This window comes from Staphylococcus sp. HMSC62B09, from assembly GCF_001839115.1.
GTDB classification, from domain to species: Bacteria; Bacillota; Bacilli; order Staphylococcales; family Staphylococcaceae; genus Staphylococcus; species Staphylococcus haemolyticus.
This window is the reverse complement of record NZ_KV840169.1, coordinates 10,362-26,733: the sequence shown is the minus strand read 5'-3', so window position 1 is coordinate 26,733 and position 16,372 is coordinate 10,362. Positions and strand designations below refer to the sequence as shown.

The 16,372-nt window shown below is 33.5% G+C and carries 13 protein-coding genes, 1 pseudogene and 1 riboswitch; of the genes and pseudogenes, 5 read left to right on the top strand and 9 right to left on the bottom strand.

Going from position 1 to position 16,372, the window contains the following annotated elements; all coding sequences use genetic code 11:
• Positions 1 to 560 precede the first annotated feature (560 nt).
• From ahpF to HMPREF3265_RS11090, 3 genes are all read right to left on the bottom strand, one after another.
• Positions 561 to 2,084, bottom strand: coding sequence for an alkyl hydroperoxide reductase subunit F (gene ahpF, locus HMPREF3265_RS11100; RefSeq protein WP_016931188.1), 1,524 nt, complete (start codon positions 2,082 to 2,084; stop codon positions 561 to 563).
• A gap of 14 nt (positions 2,085 to 2,098) precedes the next feature.
• The gene (gene ahpC / locus HMPREF3265_RS11095; RefSeq protein ID WP_070861679.1) at positions 2,099 to 2,668 is read right to left on the bottom strand and encodes an alkyl hydroperoxide reductase subunit C; all 570 of its coding nucleotides are present in this window, start codon (positions 2,666 to 2,668) and stop codon (positions 2,099 to 2,101) included.
• Between the two features lie 420 nt (positions 2,669 to 3,088).
• A complete protein-coding gene (locus tag HMPREF3265_RS11090) occupies positions 3,089 to 3,868 on the bottom strand; it encodes a 2-keto-4-pentenoate hydratase (RefSeq protein ID WP_037538528.1) in 780 nt (259 codons plus the stop codon).
• Between the two features lie 157 nt (positions 3,869 to 4,025).
• Between HMPREF3265_RS11090 and nfsA the strand changes: the two genes are divergently transcribed.
• A complete protein-coding gene (gene nfsA / locus HMPREF3265_RS11085) occupies positions 4,026 to 4,781 on the top strand; it encodes an oxygen-insensitive NADPH nitroreductase (protein ID WP_070861678.1) in 756 nt (251 codons plus the stop codon).
• An 82-nt stretch (positions 4,782 to 4,863) separates the two neighbouring features.
• Here the strand turns inward: nfsA and HMPREF3265_RS11080 are convergent, their stop codons facing one another.
• From HMPREF3265_RS11080 to HMPREF3265_RS11065, 4 genes and pseudogenes are all read right to left on the bottom strand, one after another.
• On the bottom strand, positions 4,864 to 6,252 hold the full coding sequence (locus HMPREF3265_RS11080) for an L-cystine transporter (protein WP_070440732.1): 1,389 nt from the start codon (positions 6,250 to 6,252) through the stop codon (positions 4,864 to 4,866).
• A 439-nt stretch (positions 6,253 to 6,691) separates the two neighbouring features.
• Positions 6,692 to 7,190, bottom strand: a pseudogene (locus tag HMPREF3265_RS11075) (DNA-binding protein); the annotation flags it as partial.
• Between the two features lie 118 nt (positions 7,191 to 7,308).
• A complete protein-coding gene (locus HMPREF3265_RS11070) occupies positions 7,309 to 7,977 on the bottom strand; it encodes a hypothetical protein (protein WP_037551771.1) in 669 nt (222 codons plus the stop codon).
• 148 nt (positions 7,978 to 8,125) lie between these two features.
• Positions 8,126 to 8,533 (bottom strand): general stress protein, encoded by a 408-nt coding sequence (locus tag HMPREF3265_RS11065; protein WP_037551769.1) that lies wholly within the window; start codon positions 8,531 to 8,533, stop codon positions 8,126 to 8,128.
• Between the two features lie 217 nt (positions 8,534 to 8,750).
• A riboswitch (purine riboswitch) is annotated at positions 8,751 to 8,853 on the top strand.
• Positions 8,854 to 9,110: 257 nt separating this feature from the next.
• Between HMPREF3265_RS11065 and xpt the strand changes: the two genes are divergently transcribed.
• The 4 genes from xpt to guaA all read left to right on the top strand — a co-directional run bounded on the left by xpt (position 9,111) and on the right by guaA (position 14,177).
• Positions 9,111 to 9,692 (top strand): xanthine phosphoribosyltransferase, encoded by a 582-nt coding sequence (gene xpt / locus HMPREF3265_RS11060; RefSeq protein WP_011276831.1) that lies wholly within the window; start codon positions 9,111 to 9,113, stop codon positions 9,690 to 9,692.
• Positions 9,689 to 10,957, top strand: a complete 1,269-nt coding sequence (gene pbuX, locus HMPREF3265_RS11055; RefSeq protein ID WP_070861677.1) for a xanthine permease PbuX — start codon at positions 9,689 to 9,691, stop codon at positions 10,955 to 10,957. Before xpt ends, pbuX begins: the two co-directional genes overlap by 4 nt.
• Positions 10,958 to 10,995: 38 nt before the next feature.
• On the top strand, positions 10,996 to 12,462 hold the full coding sequence (gene guaB / locus HMPREF3265_RS11050; RefSeq protein WP_037551767.1) for an IMP dehydrogenase: 1,467 nt from the start codon (positions 10,996 to 10,998) through the stop codon (positions 12,460 to 12,462).
• A 173-nt stretch (positions 12,463 to 12,635) separates the two neighbouring features.
• Positions 12,636 to 14,177: a glutamine-hydrolyzing GMP synthase gene (gene guaA, locus HMPREF3265_RS11045; RefSeq protein ID WP_037551765.1), complete on the top strand. Its 1,542-nt coding sequence runs from the start codon at positions 12,636 to 12,638 to the stop codon at positions 14,175 to 14,177.
• 108 nt (positions 14,178 to 14,285) lie between these two features.
• Here the strand turns inward: guaA and HMPREF3265_RS11040 are convergent, their stop codons facing one another.
• Both HMPREF3265_RS11040 and HMPREF3265_RS11035 read right to left on the bottom strand, forming a co-directional pair.
• A complete protein-coding gene (locus HMPREF3265_RS11040; RefSeq protein ID WP_049426511.1) occupies positions 14,286 to 14,978 on the bottom strand; it encodes an NYN domain-containing protein in 693 nt (230 codons plus the stop codon).
• Between the two features lie 143 nt (positions 14,979 to 15,121).
• On the bottom strand, positions 15,122 to 16,336 hold the full coding sequence (locus tag HMPREF3265_RS11035) for a tyrosine-type recombinase/integrase (protein ID WP_070861676.1): 1,215 nt from the start codon (positions 16,334 to 16,336) through the stop codon (positions 15,122 to 15,124).
• Positions 16,337 to 16,372: the final 36 nt, after the last annotated feature.

The following is a 16,372-nucleotide window of genomic DNA, read 5'->3' as shown; positions in this document are numbered from 1 at the left end:
ATTTTACATAATAATAGATTATCATTTATCGAAAAATAATTGAATGTTAAGTACTTAAATTCATAGCCATCTATGAACAATTTGTGGCATTTATCTAGTTACATAGTTTGTAAATCGGCTAAAAGATTATCTAGGATTTTATGGGTTATAGGTAACTTTTTTAATTTTCTCTTATTAATTAGTATAAGTGATTCACTATTTTTAAAAAAATACTAATATAAATTCTTTCAGATTGGCTCATCTCATTGTAAAGTTGTGTTAATGTTTCGGATTGTGAAGCGAATTGAAGTAGCGTATAGACTTTACTGTAATGAGATGATGGATTTACAAGTAGCTTCAAATTACTCAATTGTTCTTCTGAAATTAGGGAAAGAGATTCGTGACATACAGTGACCTCCAACTGTACAAACATAGATTAGCAAAGATAAAGTGAAAGTTACAAAAAAACAGAGACGCTCGTAAAAAACGTCTCTGCTTTATATGAAGATATTTGATAGGTTAAGTGTTTAATATGGATAAATGTGAAGTAAATAAACTTCTAACATATCCTAAAAAGATTATTAATTTCTAATGATATAATCAAATGCATTTAATGCCGCATTGGCACCGGCACCCATAGAAATAATAATTTGTTTATTTTTCTGATCGGTAACGTCGCCAGCAGCAAATATACCTGGAACGTTTGTATTGTTATTACGGTCAATAACAACTTCGCCACGGTTATTTAGTTCTACTGCATCACCAATCCAACTTGTATTTGGAACTAGTCCGATTTGAACGAAGATACCATCTAAACTTAATTCTTTCATTTCGCCAGAATTTAAATCTTCGTAACTAATACCAGTTACATGATCTTCACCTAATACTTCAGCAGTTCGTGCATTAGTGTGGATATCTACGTTTGATAGTGAACGTAAACGATCTTGTAATACAGTGTCTGCTTTAAGTTCTGATGAATATTCAAATAAAGTAACATGTTTAACAATTCCTGCTAAGTCGATAGCAGCTTCAACACCAGAGTTTCCTCCGCCGATAACTGCAACGTCTTTGTTTTCAAATAAAGGACCATCACAGTGAGGGCAGAAAGCAACACCTTTATTGATTAAACGATCTTCACCAGGAATGTTAAGTTTACGCCAGCTTGCACCTGTTGAAATAATAGCGGTTTTAGTTTCTAAAACTGCATTATTTTCAAGTGTGACACGAATAGCTTGGTCTGTCTTCTCGATATTAGTAGCACGGATGCCTGTCATTGTATCAATATCATATTCTTCAATATGAGCAGCTAAATTAGCTGAGAATTGAGAACCTGTTGTTTCTTTTACAGTGATAAAGTTCTCGATGCCAGCAGTATCATTAACTTGACCACCAATACGATCAGCAATAATACCTGTACGTAGTCCTTTACGAGCTGTATAAATTGCGGCACTACCACTAGCTGGACCACCACCGATGATTAAAACATCATATGGATCTTTACCTTCAAATTCAGAAGCATCTTGTGTACTGCCTAATTTAGTTAAGATATCTGAAATAGTCATACGTCCATTGCCAAATTCTTCACCATCTAAGAATACAGCTGGGACAGCCATGATATCTTCTGATTCTTCACGGAATACAGAACCATCAATCATTGTATGAGTGATATTAGGGTTAACAACACTCATTAGATTTAATGCTTGAACAACGTCAGGACATTTTTGACATGTCAAACTAACGTAGGTTTCAAAGTTGTATTTACCTTCTAAACCTTTAATTTGATCAATAATTGATTGTTTCTCTTTAGGTGCACGACCACTTACTTGTAAAATTGCTAATACAAGAGAATTAAATTCATGACCTAATGGAATTCCGGCAAACGTTACGCCAGCTTCTTCATCAGGTTTGCTGACTGAGAAGCTTGGTGTACGTTTTAATTCTTTTTCTACGATTGTTATATGTTCAGACATTTCAGCGATTTCATCTAAAAGTTCTTTAAGTTCTTTAGATTTGTCGTCAGAACCGATACTAGCTCTGAATTCTACATCGCCTTCCATTAGTCCTAAAAGTTGTTGCAATTGTTGTTTTAAATCAGCATTAAGCATTCTTTAATGCCTCCTTAAATTTTACCTACTAAGTCTAATCCTGGTTGTAATGATTCAGAACCTTCTTCCCATTTAGCTGGGCATACTTCACCTGGATGTTGACGTACATATTGAGCGGCTTTGATTTTATTTACTAATGTGCTTGCGTCACGGCCAATACCATCTGCATTAATTTCAGCTGCTTGAACAACGCCGTCTGGATCAATGATGAAAGTACCACGTTGAGCTAAACCAGCTTCTTCATCTAATACATCAAAATTACGAGTGATTGTTTGAGAAGGGTCACCGATCATTTGATATTGGATTTTACTGATTGCATCTGAATGATCATGCCAAGCTTTGTGTACGAAATGAGTATCAGTTGATATTGAGAATACATTTACACCTAAGTCTTGTAATTTATCATATTGGTTTTGTAAATCTTCTAATTCAGTTGGGCATACGAATGAGAAGTCAGCTGGGTAGAAACATACTACGCTCCAAGAACCTTTTAAATCATCTTGGCTTACTTCTTTGAATTCGTCTTTTTTAGGATCATAAGCTTGCGCTGTGAATGGTAGAATTTCTTTATTGATTAATGACATAACTTAAATTCCTCCTGATTATCATGAATATTAATTAGAACTACATAATAATTATTGCTTGTTTATAATAATTCTAATTTCTTAAATATTATTATTACATGCTACTTCTTATTCGTCAACTTAATGCACTTATAACTATTGAAATGTTGATTTAACATTGTTCAAATAGGTTTTTTGAATCATATGTTGAGAAAGTAAATATGTGTTTAAGTTTTAGTGTTTACTTTGAAAATGTTATTTTAAAAGTGCTTATGAATATCAATTAACTTTTTCCATTCTCAACTAAACATATGTTTTTGATAATAAATAATATGAATAATTAAAAAGACGGAATAGAAATCAACATTAATGATGAAGGTTTCATATCCCGTTCAACAATGGCTAATGTATGGGTTAGTTCTTTATAACTTAAATAGTCAGTTAATCAATAACTTTAACTGTGACAGATCCTACTCTATCATAGTCAGCAGTATAAGTACCTTCTTCTAAATTTAAAGGAGAAATGAAGGTTCCAGATGAAATAAATTGTCCTCTTTTTAATGATTTACCATGAGAATGTAATTTTTTGTTTAACCATTTTACTGATTCAATTGGGTTGCCAAGCACTTCACTAGAGTGACCTGTTTCAATTTGGTTATCATCCTTGAATAACTTTAAATTAATATCAGCAAATGCCTCGTAATCAAGAGGTGTGATACGTTCACCAACCACAATAAGTCCAGTAGCTGTATTATCAGAAATTAAATCACCTAAAGTGAAATTTGGGAACCAATCTTTATAACGTGCATCGGGAATTTCGATGCCTGGTGCGACTTTTACGCTTTCTAATATCGTTTGTGTATCAGCATCTTCAGGTAAATCCGCAGTTAATTCGAAAATAATTTCAGGCTCCAATAGTGGTGCAAATAACGTTGTAAGAGACACACCATGACCGTTTTCTACGACTTGATGAGATAAAATAGTACCGTATGCTGGTTCATTAGTGTTAGCAATTGCTTGAGTTGCAGCACTCGTCATACTAACTTTATAACCTTTAATAGGTACATTCTTCTCGGCTTGAATTTGATGGATAAGATCATCTTGTGTTTTGTAAGCTTCTGGTTCAGTTAGATTATATGTTTTGCTTACAAATTCGATAGGTTCTTTTGAAATGTATGCTTGAAATAAGGCATTTGATACTTCTTTGTTTGCTTGACTCATGATATCTCTCCTTAAATATCTGAAAATTGTTACTATTATGATAACTATAAAATTATTATCATGCAAATGTTTTACGGAAGATAGTTAAACCTTTATAAAAGCAAAATGAAATATAAATTGTTACGATGTAATAAATAGACTTGAAGGAGTAGATACCATGTCAGACTATGTTTACGATTTGATGAAAAAACACCACTCAGTGAGACAATTTAAAGATAAAGCACTAAGTGATGAAACAGTTCAAAAGTTAGTAGAAGCAGGGCAAAGCGCATCAACGTCAAGTTACTTACAAACATACTCAATTATAGGTGTAGATGATCCTGAAATTAAAAAACAATTGAAAGAAGTTTCAGGACAGCCATATGTTGTCGATAATGGCTATTTATTTGTATTTGTTTTAGATTATTATCGTCATAATTTAATAAATGAAAATGTAGACTTTGATATGCAAACGTCTTTTGAATCGGCAGAAGGATTATTGGTAGGAGCTATTGATGTAGCATTAGTTTCTGAAAATGTTGCTTTAGCTGCTGAGGATATGGGTTATGGTATTGTTTACTTAGGTTCACTACGAAATGATGTTGCGCGTGTCAAAGAAATTTTAGATTTACCTGAATATGCTTTTCCATTATTTGGAATGGCTGTTGGCGAGCCAGCAGATGATGAAAATGGTGCACCTAAGCCACGTTTACCGTTTGAGCATGTATTTCATAAAAACGTTTATAATAGCAATGCTAAAGAACAAAGAGAAGCTATTCAGAAATATGATGAGAAAATCAGTGAGTATTATAAAGAACGTACGAATGGAAAGCGTCAAGAAACATGGTCACAACAAGTTGCTGGGTTCTTAAGTGGTAAAACACGTTTAGATATGTTGGAAGAGCTAAATAAATCTAGGTTAATGAAAAAATAAGCTATTAATAAAAAAGCGTAGCTAATGGTTACAATTGTTCGAAATAAACATTGTAATGTTTTAGCTACGCTTTTTTTAAATATTAATTTGTTGATAAATCTCCATATTCATTTGAATTGAATTTATCTTTATCCATATTACCTGTAAGTTTTGCAGTTCCAGTACCTGCTAATATTGAATCATTAACGTTAAGGGCAGTACGTCCCATATCGATAATTGGTTCTATTGAAATAAGTACCCCTGCAAGTGCAACTGGTAGATTTAAAGTTGATAATACTAAGATAGATGCGAAAGTTGCACCACCGCCGACACCAGCTACACCAAATGAACTGATTATAACAACGCCAATTAATGTAAGAATAAATGGTAAATCAATATCTACATTTGCAACTGGTGCTACCATAATGGCTAACATAGCAGGATAAATTCCCGCACAACCATTTTGACCTATTGATAAGCCGAATGATGCTGAGAAATTAGCGATACCATCTGGTACACCTAATCGTTGTGTTTGAGTTTGAATGTTTAAAGGTAATGCACCAGCGCTTGAGCGAGAAGTAAATGCAAATATAAGCACTTCTAAAGTTTTCTTAACGTAACGCACTGGATTGATTCCCATTACTGCTAATAATATTAAATGGATAATGTACATTGTGATTAATGCTGCATAAGATGCAATCATAAATTTACCTAAGGTCCATATCGCTTGAAAATCACTCGTAGCGATTGTAGATGCCATAATCGCGATGATACCATATGGTGTTAGTCTTAAAACGAATGTAACGATAGACATTACTAATGCGTATATAGCATCGATGCCGCGTTTTAACAAACTACCACTTTCTGGTTGTTTGCGAGCAACACGTAAATATGCAAATCCTACAAAGATTGCAAAGATAACCACTGCAATTGTAGAAGTTGTTCTCTGACCAGTGAAATCTAAGAATGGATTGCTAGGTAATAATTCAAGAATTTGCTGTGGTAACGTATTAGCAGTCAGATCTTTAGCTTGGCTACTAATTTCGCTTCCTCTTGAGTTTTCTGCACTACCTAAATCAATGCTTGAGGCATCAAGTCCAAATACAATGGCATAAAAAATTCCTACTATAGCAGCAATAGCTACAGTACCAATTAAAAACATAAAAATATAAGTACCAATTTTAGCGAATTTATCACCAATTTGTATTTTACTGAATGCTGACACAATTGAAATGAATATAAGTGGCATTACAATCATTTGTAACAAAGCCACATACCCGTCTCCCACAATACTAAACCAGTCAGTAGTTGTTTCAAGTACTTTGGAGTTTGCTCCATAAATAAGATGTAACGCTATACCAAACACAATTCCCAACCCTAATGCGGTAAATACTCTTTTAGGGAATGAGACGTGCTTTCTAGCCATTATGAATAACCCAATTAAAAACAATATCATAACGACAATATTAATAACTGTAAAAAAAGTCCCCATAATTAGTCTCCTTTGAATATTCTAATTCCGACATACTTAATAAGGAAAATACTATTTATTTTATATTTCAATAGCTTGAAATAAAAAGTATAAATTATAAGTTTTTGAAAACACACAATAGTTAATTGAATTAAAATAATTTAAAGATTTAAATCGTTAATCATATTAATATAGAAACGAAAAAAGGTGAGACAATGAATTCAAAATGAATTCTGTCTCACCTTTGTATAAAGAGTTAGTATTGCGACAAATAGGTCCTGTTACCAATCATTAAATAATTGAAATCTTTATAAATTAAATAATCTCGCAAAGAAACCTTTATTCTCATCATTAGTTCTATTAAGAGAAGATTGCGTTTTAATATCTTCTTTTAATGTATCGATAGATTGTTGATTATTATCATTAATTTCTTTAACTAAACTATTTTTAGTGTATTCAGATTGCTCTTTTTGAGCTGTTTGGATGGCTTCTTGTGAATTTTGAATAGCCAATAATGATTGATTGTGAGTATCTAATTTTTCAGTGATTTGATTTTGAAGTTCTTTTAATTCCGTTTGTTGTTGGTGAACTTGGCTAATCATTTGACCGAGCATTTGACGTTCTTCGCGCATTTTTTGAATTTCTGTGCGTAATTCTTCTACCAATTGTGTAGCACCTTGATCAGCAGGTAGTTGTTCATTATCTTCTTTGACAATCACTTGTAAGAAGTCTTTTTCTTTTTCAAGCTCTTCAAAAGCTAAATCATAACTATTCGTTTGTTTTACTTTTTCAGCGATATCTTGGAAAAGTTCGATATCTTCTTCTTTAAAGTCAGTAGCTTCACGGCCACGATATTCTGTCTTACTAAGTTGATAGCCACGTTCTTCTAAGTGTTGGACTATCTTACGGACTTGTTTTTCACTTAGTTCGACACGCTGAGCGAATTCTTTGGTTAACATAGCTGAAAGTCCTTTCGTTCTTTGATTTATGTACACTGACGTTTGTCTTCTGTCAGTGAAACGTCAGTCTAACCTCAAATATTAGTTTAACCCTTTATATCGCTCATTTCAAGTGTTCCTAATGGGGTAGGCGTAAATTCATTTTGACTAATAAAGGATAAATAATATCTCGAGAAATGCCGTTAGCAAACACATATTTTAAAATGTAATTTGATTTAACACTTGCTGGATAGATATCTTTTGTTAATTCTATATTTGATTTAATGAATAAGTCTACTTTAAAAGGCGAGTCAATTTTTGAATAGTTAGGATGTATATATTCAATTTCACTTTGTCGTTCAAAGCCGTTTGATAATAATAATTGTTGGCGTTGAGTTAAAGCTTGTTGATTGATGTCTTTTAATGGATGATTCGTCTTAGGAACTTCCACCATTACAAAATTAATATCACGAGAATGAACTTTATTAGAAAGTTGATTTAATTGATGTTCTATTTCTTGAAGTGTATTAATTAGGACATCTTCATAATTTGGTGTATCATTGGCGATTAAATGTATTAAAAATGCCGAATTTGTTGTTGCTTCATAATGTGCCGTTGCTAAACTAATAATCTCATCATCTTGTATGCCCACAAGAAATACGTAATCATTTTCGGTCTTATTATTTTTTAAGGATCTTTCAATAATATAGCTATCTTCATAGAAATTCACATCTAATTGTTGATTATAAAAAGTGATTGCTTTGTCATAATATTCATCTTTTATTGATTGAATTACGTGAAAATTCATTATGTCACCCCCACGATAGTTTGTTTAAGTATAGCATATTTAAACATTTTGACGTCATTGTTAAAAAGATATTGAGATTGAAAAAAACCGTAAAATGAACTTAAAACTACGTTCATTTCACGGTCTCAAAGTTTAAAATGAATATTGATTATGATTTAGGACCTTTAGATTCGTTTGCATAATGTGTAATATCAATTTCTTCATAAGCTGAGTTATTTTCCTCAACTTCGTCGTGTGAAGAGTTATCTTTGTTGGCAATTACTAAAAATTTACCATCTAAAATATCTTTTTTGTATTTTTCTGTTTGCTCTTCAGATAATTCATAACGAGCTAAAACGGCTTCTTCGCCATCCTCACCAGTTAATAATTTAGACATACGGTCACTAAAAGAACCACTTGTAGCAATTAAAGTAACTTGAGAATCATGGAAATCATCTAAATGTAATTTACTTTTACTTACAACGACTAATTCATTTTCTGAGTATCCTTCAGCTTTTTTCTTATCAATAACGTTATAAATCTCATCTTGCTTGTCTAATACGGTAAAATCTGCCATATTAATCGCCCTCCATCTTTTCGTCCTACTTTTAATAAAAGTATACCCTTAAGAATATTTATAAAACTCAACTATAGTTATTATATAATTAATTAAGAATGGTTTACAAATAGTGATGAACAATATTTAGTTAAACGCTTACACTTGAAAATATTATTATGAAAGGGCTTGTAACAATTTCTATCATATTGAAAATAAAGCAAAAGTTTGCTATTATCGTTAAATAATTTATATTACTCATATAATCTAAAGAATATGGCTTTAGAAGTTTCTACCATGTTGCCACAAACGACATGACTATGAGTTCAGACTCAATACATAAAAGAGCAAGTTTTATTTAAATAGCTATCTAGAATACTATATAAAAGTTGTTTAGCTTTGGAGGTTGTATATTCACCCACTTCATCCTATGAGGTAAAACAAATTTAAAATTATAAAGTGTTTGAAGAAGAATACATTTAAATATACGGCTTCTTGAAATTTCAAAATACTATGTATTGCCTGTACGCTCATGGATCCTGAAACTTTTTCGCAAAGTTTGAGGCTTTTTTTGTATACAAATTTAGGAGGTTTTGACGTGGAATCGCTTAGACAGAAAGTCAAAGAAGATGGCGTAGTAATTGACGAAAAAATATTGAAAGTGGATGGTTTTTTAAATCATCAAATCGATGCAAAATTGATGCATGAAGTAGGCAAAACATTTTATGAGCAATTTAAAGATAAAGGTGTCACAAAGATTTTGACAATCGAGGCTTCAGGCATTGCTCCAGCTATTATGGCATCTTTACATTTTGATGTTCCTTGTTTATTTGCTAAAAAGGCTAAACCAAGTACGTTGAAAGATGGCTTTTATAGTACCGATATTCATTCTTTTACAAAGAATAAAACAAGTACGGTTATTGTTTCGGAAGAATTTCTAAATGAGAATGATACGGTTTTAATTATTGATGATTTCTTAGCCAACGGTGATGCTTCACTTGGGTTATATGATATTGCGCAACAAGCTAAAGCTAAAACGGTTGGTATTGGTATTGTTGTTGAAAAGAGTTTCCAAGATGGTAGACAAAGATTAGAAGAGGCAGGTTTAAACGTTTCTTCATTATGTAAAGTGGCTTCATTAAAAGGAAACCAAGTGACACTACTAGGTGAAAATGAATGAAGACGTTCATTTTAAGTTTACAACACTTATTAGCAATGTATGCCGGAGCGATATTAGTACCAATTATTGTTGGTACCAGTCTTAAATTTACGCCGGAACAAATTGCGTATTTAGTCACAGTGGATGTTTTTATGTGTGGTGTAGCAACATTTTTACAAGCTAACAAAGTGACAGGTACAGGATTACCCATTGTACTAGGATGTACATTTACTGCGGTAGCACCTATGATTTTAATCGGTCAAACGAAGGGCTTGGATGTGCTATATGGTTCATTGTTTGTATCAGGTATTTTAGTTGTTATTATTGCACCATTCTTCTCTTATTTAGTTAAATTCTTTCCACCTGTCGTAACTGGAAGTGTGGTTACAATTATAGGAATTAATTTAATGCCAGTAGCAATGAATTATTTAGCTGGTGGAGAAGGTGCTAAAGACTATGGAAATCCTAAAAATTTAATTTTAGGAGGCGCTACATTAGTCATTATTCTTATTTTACAAAGATTTACGAAGGGGTTCTTAAAATCCATTGCGATTTTAATCGGACTAGTTGCAGGTACAATATTGGCAAATGTGCTTGGCTTAGTAGATGTTAAGCAAGTGGGAGAAGCTTATTGGTTAGGAATACCTCAACCATTTCGTTTTTCTGGTTTTGGTTTTGATTTAGGTGCGATACTTGTATTTACAATTGTAGCCATCGTAAGTTTAATAGAATCGACAGGTGTATATCATGCACTAAGTGAAATTACTGGTAAAAAGTTGGAAAGAAAAGATTTTCGTAAAGGTTACACTGCGGAAGGTCTTGCTATTGTATTAGGATCAATTTTTAACTCATTTCCTTATACGGCATACTCTCAAAATGTTGGACTAGTATCTTTATCAGGTGCTAAGAAAAACAATGTCATTTACGGCATGGTTATTTTACTTTTAATATGTGGTTGTATTCCTAAATTAGGTGCATTAGCTAATATCATCCCATTACCTGTATTAGGCGGTGCAATGATTGCAATGTTTGGTATGGTTATGGCTTATGGTGTTAGCATTTTAGGACATATTGATTTTAAAAATCAAAATAATTTACTAATTATTGCAGTATCCGTAGGTTTAGGTACAGGCATTAGTGCAGTACCTCAAGCATTTAAAGCGTTAGGTGAGCAATTTGCTTGGCTAACTCAAAATGGCATTGTACTAGGTGCTATTTCAGCAATTATTCTTAATTTCTTTTTTAATGGTCTAAAGTATAAACAAAGCGAAGAAAATGTGAAATAATAGAAATAACTATATAAAAAATGGAGGCTGTATTATCAATGTGGGAAAACAAGTTTGCTAAAGAATCTTTAACGTTTGACGATGTTTTATTAATTCCAGCTGCATCAGATGTGTTACCTAGTGATGCGGATCTTAGTGTTGAATTATCAGAACGAATTAAATTAAATATTCCAGTTATATCAGCTGGTATGGATACAGTAACCGAGTCTAAAATGGCCATCGCAATGGCACGTCAAGGTGGTCTAGGTGTCATTCATAAGAATATGGGCATCGAAGAGCAAGCTGAAGAAGTTCAAAAAGTTAAACGCTCAGAAAACGGTGTAATTACAAACCCATTCTACTTAACGCCAGACGAAAGTGTGTATGAAGCAGAAGCTTTAATGGGTAAATATCGTATTTCAGGTGTACCAATTGTTAGTGATAAAGAATCAAGAGAGCTAGTAGGTATTCTAACTAATCGTGATTTACGTTTTATTGAAGACTTTTCAATCAAAATTTCTGACGTTATGACTAAAGAAAACTTAATTACAGCTCCTGTAGGCACTACATTAGATGAAGCCGAAACAATTCTTCAAGAACACAAAATTGAAAAACTACCTTTAGTTGAAAATGGTCGTTTAGAAGGTTTAATTACAATTAAAGATATTGAAAAAGTGCTTGAATTCCCTCACGCAGCAAAAGATGCGCATGGACGTTTACTAGCTGCTGCAGCTATCGGTACATCTAAAGATACAGAAATTCGTGCTCAAAAATTAGTCGAAGCTGGCGTAGATGCATTAATTATCGATACAGCACATGGTCACTCTAATGGCGTTATTCAAGAAGTTAAAAAAATGAAAGAAAAATATCCAGAGATTACAATCGTAGCTGGTAACGTAGCCACTGCTGAAGCTACACGTGCATTGTTTGAAGCTGGTGCTGACGTCGTTAAAGTTGGTATTGGACCAGGATCAATTTGTACAACACGTGTCGTAGCTGGTGTAGGTGTGCCTCAAATTACTGCGATTTATGATTGTGCTACTGAAGCTCGTAAATTTGGTAAAGCAATCATAGCGGATGGTGGTATTAAATTCTCTGGTGACATTATTAAAGCATTAGCTGCTGGTGGACATGCAGTAATGTTAGGAAGCTTATTAGCTGGTACTGAAGAAAGCCCAGGCGCAACTGAAGTATTCCAAGGCAGACAATATAAAGTTTACCGTGGTATGGGTTCTTTAGGCGCTATGGAAAAAGGATCAAACGACCGTTACTTCCAAGAAGACAAAACGCCTAGAAAATTTGTCCCTGAAGGTATTGAAGGACGTACTGCATATAAAGGTCCTTTACAAGATACAATTTATCAACTTATGGGTGGCGTAAGAGCTGGTATGGGTTATACAGGTTCACCTGATTTAAAAACACTACGTGATGAAGCACAATTCACACGTATGGGCCCTGCTGGTTTAGCAGAAAGCCATCCACATAACGTACAAATTACAAAAGAATCACCAAACTATTCATTTTAATTTAAATCAAGTGTGATGAAGTCAATTTGTTAGAAAGAATGGGGAGCACTTTTCATTTTAAATGTGATTGTCATAGAGGTTGTTCACTTTTAAGAAGAATCTAAAAGCAATGCATTGTGGGAAGTGTCTCTCTATTGTTTACATAAAATTCAATTAAAAGGAGATTCACAATTATGGAAATGGCTCAAGAGCAAGAGTTGATTCTTGTCTTAGACTTTGGTAGTCAGTACAATCAATTGATTACGCGTCGTATTCGTGAAATGGGCGTATACAGTGAATTACATGATCACGAAATTACGGTTGATGAAATTAAACGTATGAATCCTAAAGGTATTATTCTTTCAGGTGGTCCGAATTCAGTATATGAGGAAGGTTCATTCACTATCGACCCTGAAATTTATAATTTAGGCATTCCTGTACTAGGTATTTGTTATGGTATGCAGTTGACGACTAAACTTTTAGGCGGAAAAGTTGAACGCGCTAATGAACGTGAGTATGGTAAAGCAATTATTAATGCAAAATCAGATGAGTTATTCTTTGGGTTACCAGCTGAACAAACTGTATGGATGAGTCATTCTGATAAAGTAATTGAAATTCCAGACGGATTTGAAGTGATTGCGGATAGTCCAAGTACAAGTTATGCAGCAATTGAAGACAAAGAACGCCGAATTTACGGTGTTCAATTCCACCCTGAAGTACGTCATACAGAATACGGTAATGATTTATTAAGAAACTTCGTACGCCGTGTGTGTGAATGCACAGGCGAATGGACAATGGAAAACTTTATCGATATCGAAGTTGAAAAAATCCGTAAACGCGTTGGAGATCGCAAAGTATTATGTGCGATGAGCGGGGGCGTAGACTCATCAGTTGTAGCTGTCTTATTACATAAAGCGATTGGCGATCAATTGACATGTATCTTTGTTGACCATGGTTTACTTCGTAAAGGCGAAGGTGACATGGTTATGGAACAATTTGGTGAAGGTTTCGATATGAATATTATTCGTGTGAACGCACAGGAACGTTTCATGGATAAATTAAAAGGTGTATCTGATCCAGAACAAAAACGTAAAATTATTGGTAATGAATTTGTATATGTGTTTGATGATGAAGCGGCAAAATTAACTGACGTTGATTTCTTAGCACAAGGTACGCTTTACACTGACGTCATCGAATCAGGTACTAAAACTGCACAAACTATCAAATCTCACCATAACGTAGGTGGATTACCTGAAGATATGGAATTTGAACTTATTGAGCCGATTAACACGTTATTTAAAGATGAAGTGCGTGCATTAGGTATAGAATTAGGCATTCCTGAACATTTAGTGTGGAGACAGCCTTTCCCAGGTCCAGGTTTAGGAATCCGTGTATTAGGTGAAATTACTGAAGATAAATTAGAAATCGTACGAGAATCAGATGCGATTTTACGTGAAGTTGTGCGTGAGGAAGGCCTTGAGAGAGACATTTGGCAATATTTCACAGTACTTCCTGGCATTCAATCTGTAGGTGTTATGGGAGACTATCGTACGTATGATCATACTGTAGGTATTCGTGCAGTTACATCTATTGACGGTATGACAAGTGACTTCGCCCGCATTGATTGGGAAGTCCTACAAAAAATCTCAAGTCGTATCGTAAACGAAGTAGACCACGTTAACCGCGTAGTCTATGACATCACTTCTAAGCCACCAAGCACTATAGAGTGGGAATAATAACATAAAATGAAGAAACCTCTTAGGCATAGGCTTAAGAGGTTATTTTTGTGGTTTTGAAATTATAAAAAGGGCAGAAAAAGGGCGAAGTGTGAGGAAAAGCAGTTATTATTTATCTTTTTTTGATTGTCTATTTCTATTTATGTATTTTTCGTCACATGTCCTACGCCCATCAATATGTAACGAAAGACTATCTCTTATGTCTGCACCTAGCGAATCGAGTACGAAGTCGATTCCTTCGGTTCTCGCTAACTTTGCAGCAGGTACAAAGTCACTATCTCCTGCGATTAAAACGATTTTATCTACTAGCTTTTTATAAGATAAGGTGGCAATATCTAAACCGATTTTCATGTCCACACCTTTTTGAACTAATGATAATGCAAAGTCCTTCTCGTCTAATTCATTTATTTCTTTATTGCCTTTCATTAATTTTTTAGTGCTAGTATGTTTGAGATTATAATGCACAGTAGCCTCGTTTAACTCTCCTAATCTCAATGCTACTTTACGTTTTTTTGATATCTCTTTAAAAAAATCTTCAGTCCATTGCTTTGTTTCGCTTTTAGTAAAGTCGATAGTCGTTTGTTTTAATGGGTGGAATACTTGTTTATCAATAGGAGGACAATCATAGTAAAAAATTCTATATAAGTCTGCATATACATCTGTTCCAAAATGTGTTTCTTTTAAATGTCGATTACAGTATTTATATAACTCATCTGCTCTTTCTTTTGCTGTAACTTTTCCGAATACATTTTGACTTCTTTTTCGATAGTATCCTCCATCGACTAGTACGGCTATTTTCATCAATAATTTCCCCTTAAAATAAAAATTCATACAAAAAACCCATGATTTCGCCCATCCCCTTATGGTGGGGTGTCTACTCTCATGGGTTGAGTTAACTTATTTATAGATAAATATTAGCACCTTTAATGATAAGAGTCAACGATTTATCTCCCAACCATTTCTAATTTATTCATCATATCTTTATCCATTTGCTCAGTTACATGACTATATATCTGTAATGTTGTTTTATGGTCTGTGTGACCTACACGATCCATTATTGCACGCAGTGATACACCTAACTGTGATAATAAGGATATATGACTGTGGCGCAAACTGTGGCTTGTTACATGTTTTTCTATCCCTATATTTTGTGTAGCTATTTGTATGTTTCTGTTTATTGATGTAAGAGGTAGAGGGTTACCTCTATGACTTGTAAATATAAAACCTCTATCAACATACATGTTTTCCCATTGTGTCGCTCTCTTATTTTCCAACATAACCTTACGCAAAATATCGCAACTTCTAGTAGTTAAAGATATAGTGCGATATGATGATGTTGTTTTTGTAGTATCTTTGAAACCTATTTTGTTACCATCTTTACGCCAGTGTATAGTGCCATCAATGAGAAGTTTCTTATTTTCAAAATCAATATTATCGGGTTGAATTGCTAAGAGTTCGCCAATACGCATGCCATTTAATGCTTGAAATTCAACTATGTAAGCAGTAAATAAGTATGATCTTTTCATATAACTAGCACGCTTTTTATTTGCTATGCGTTTTAATTCTTCAGCAATAGCCAGAATTTCAGTCATTTCTAAATAATTCTCACGTTTAGCTTTAATTTCTTCTCTTGTAGTCGCTTTTTTAGGCATAACAACATCATCTATGTATGATATATCAGTGATGTTATATTTCTTTTGAGTATATCGAAGTATATTTTTGATGATACTTAAATCGTCTTTAACTACTTTATGGCTTAGTCCATCTTTTAATGATGAGTTAATTAAATCTTGTATAACTTTAGCATTCATATTTTGAACAAGAATATCTTTGTCTATATTTCTTTTGATGTGAGCAACCTTATAGCTTTTAGTAGTGATAGTTGACTGTTTAGATCCAGATATTATTTTGTAATGTTCAAACCACTCATCACATGTAGCATGGAAAGTTAGCGTCTTGAGTGTAGTAGGTGTCTTGTCATTTACCTTTGCCTCTATACGCTCATTTAAACGCTTTTGAGCCTCTTTCTGTGATTGCTTACCATTCTTATTAAGTACCACGCTAACACGTCTCCATTTAGCAGTGAGTGGATCTTTATACTTCTCATAATAGCGATATTTAGTTTCACCATGTTTATTAGTAAATTTCTCATGCCACATGCTATCCCTCCTAAAAAGGTAAAAAAATAATAAGGG

Excerpts from the sequence above, each read along its gene's own strand:
- ahpF (WP_016931188.1), bottom strand. The coding sequence starts at position 2,084 with ATGCTTAATGCTGATTTAAAACAACAATTGCAACAACTTTTAGGACTA.
- ahpC (WP_070861679.1), bottom strand. The coding sequence starts at position 2,668 with ATGTCATTAATCAATAAAGAAATTCTACCATTCACAGCGCAAGCTTAT.
- HMPREF3265_RS11090 (WP_037538528.1), bottom strand. The coding sequence starts at position 3,868 with ATGAGTCAAGCAAACAAAGAAGTATCAAATGCCTTATTTCAAGCATAC.
- nfsA (WP_070861678.1), top strand. The coding sequence starts at position 4,026 with ATGTCAGACTATGTTTACGATTTGATGAAAAAACACCACTCAGTGAGA.
- HMPREF3265_RS11080 (WP_070440732.1), bottom strand. The coding sequence starts at position 6,252 with ATGGGGACTTTTTTTACAGTTATTAATATTGTCGTTATGATATTGTTT.
- HMPREF3265_RS11070 (WP_037551771.1), bottom strand. The coding sequence starts at position 7,977 with ATGAATTTTCACGTAATTCAATCAATAAAAGATGAATATTATGACAAA.
- HMPREF3265_RS11065 (WP_037551769.1), bottom strand. The coding sequence starts at position 8,533 with ATGGCAGATTTTACCGTATTAGACAAGCAAGATGAGATTTATAACGTT.
- pbuX (WP_070861677.1), top strand. The coding sequence starts at position 9,689 with ATGAAGACGTTCATTTTAAGTTTACAACACTTATTAGCAATGTATGCC.
- guaB (WP_037551767.1), top strand. The coding sequence starts at position 10,996 with ATGTGGGAAAACAAGTTTGCTAAAGAATCTTTAACGTTTGACGATGTT.
- guaA (WP_037551765.1), top strand. The coding sequence starts at position 12,636 with ATGGAAATGGCTCAAGAGCAAGAGTTGATTCTTGTCTTAGACTTTGGT.
- HMPREF3265_RS11040 (WP_049426511.1), bottom strand. The coding sequence starts at position 14,978 with ATGAAAATAGCCGTACTAGTCGATGGAGGATACTATCGAAAAAGAAGT.
- HMPREF3265_RS11035 (WP_070861676.1), bottom strand. The coding sequence starts at position 16,336 with ATGTGGCATGAGAAATTTACTAATAAACATGGTGAAACTAAATATCGC.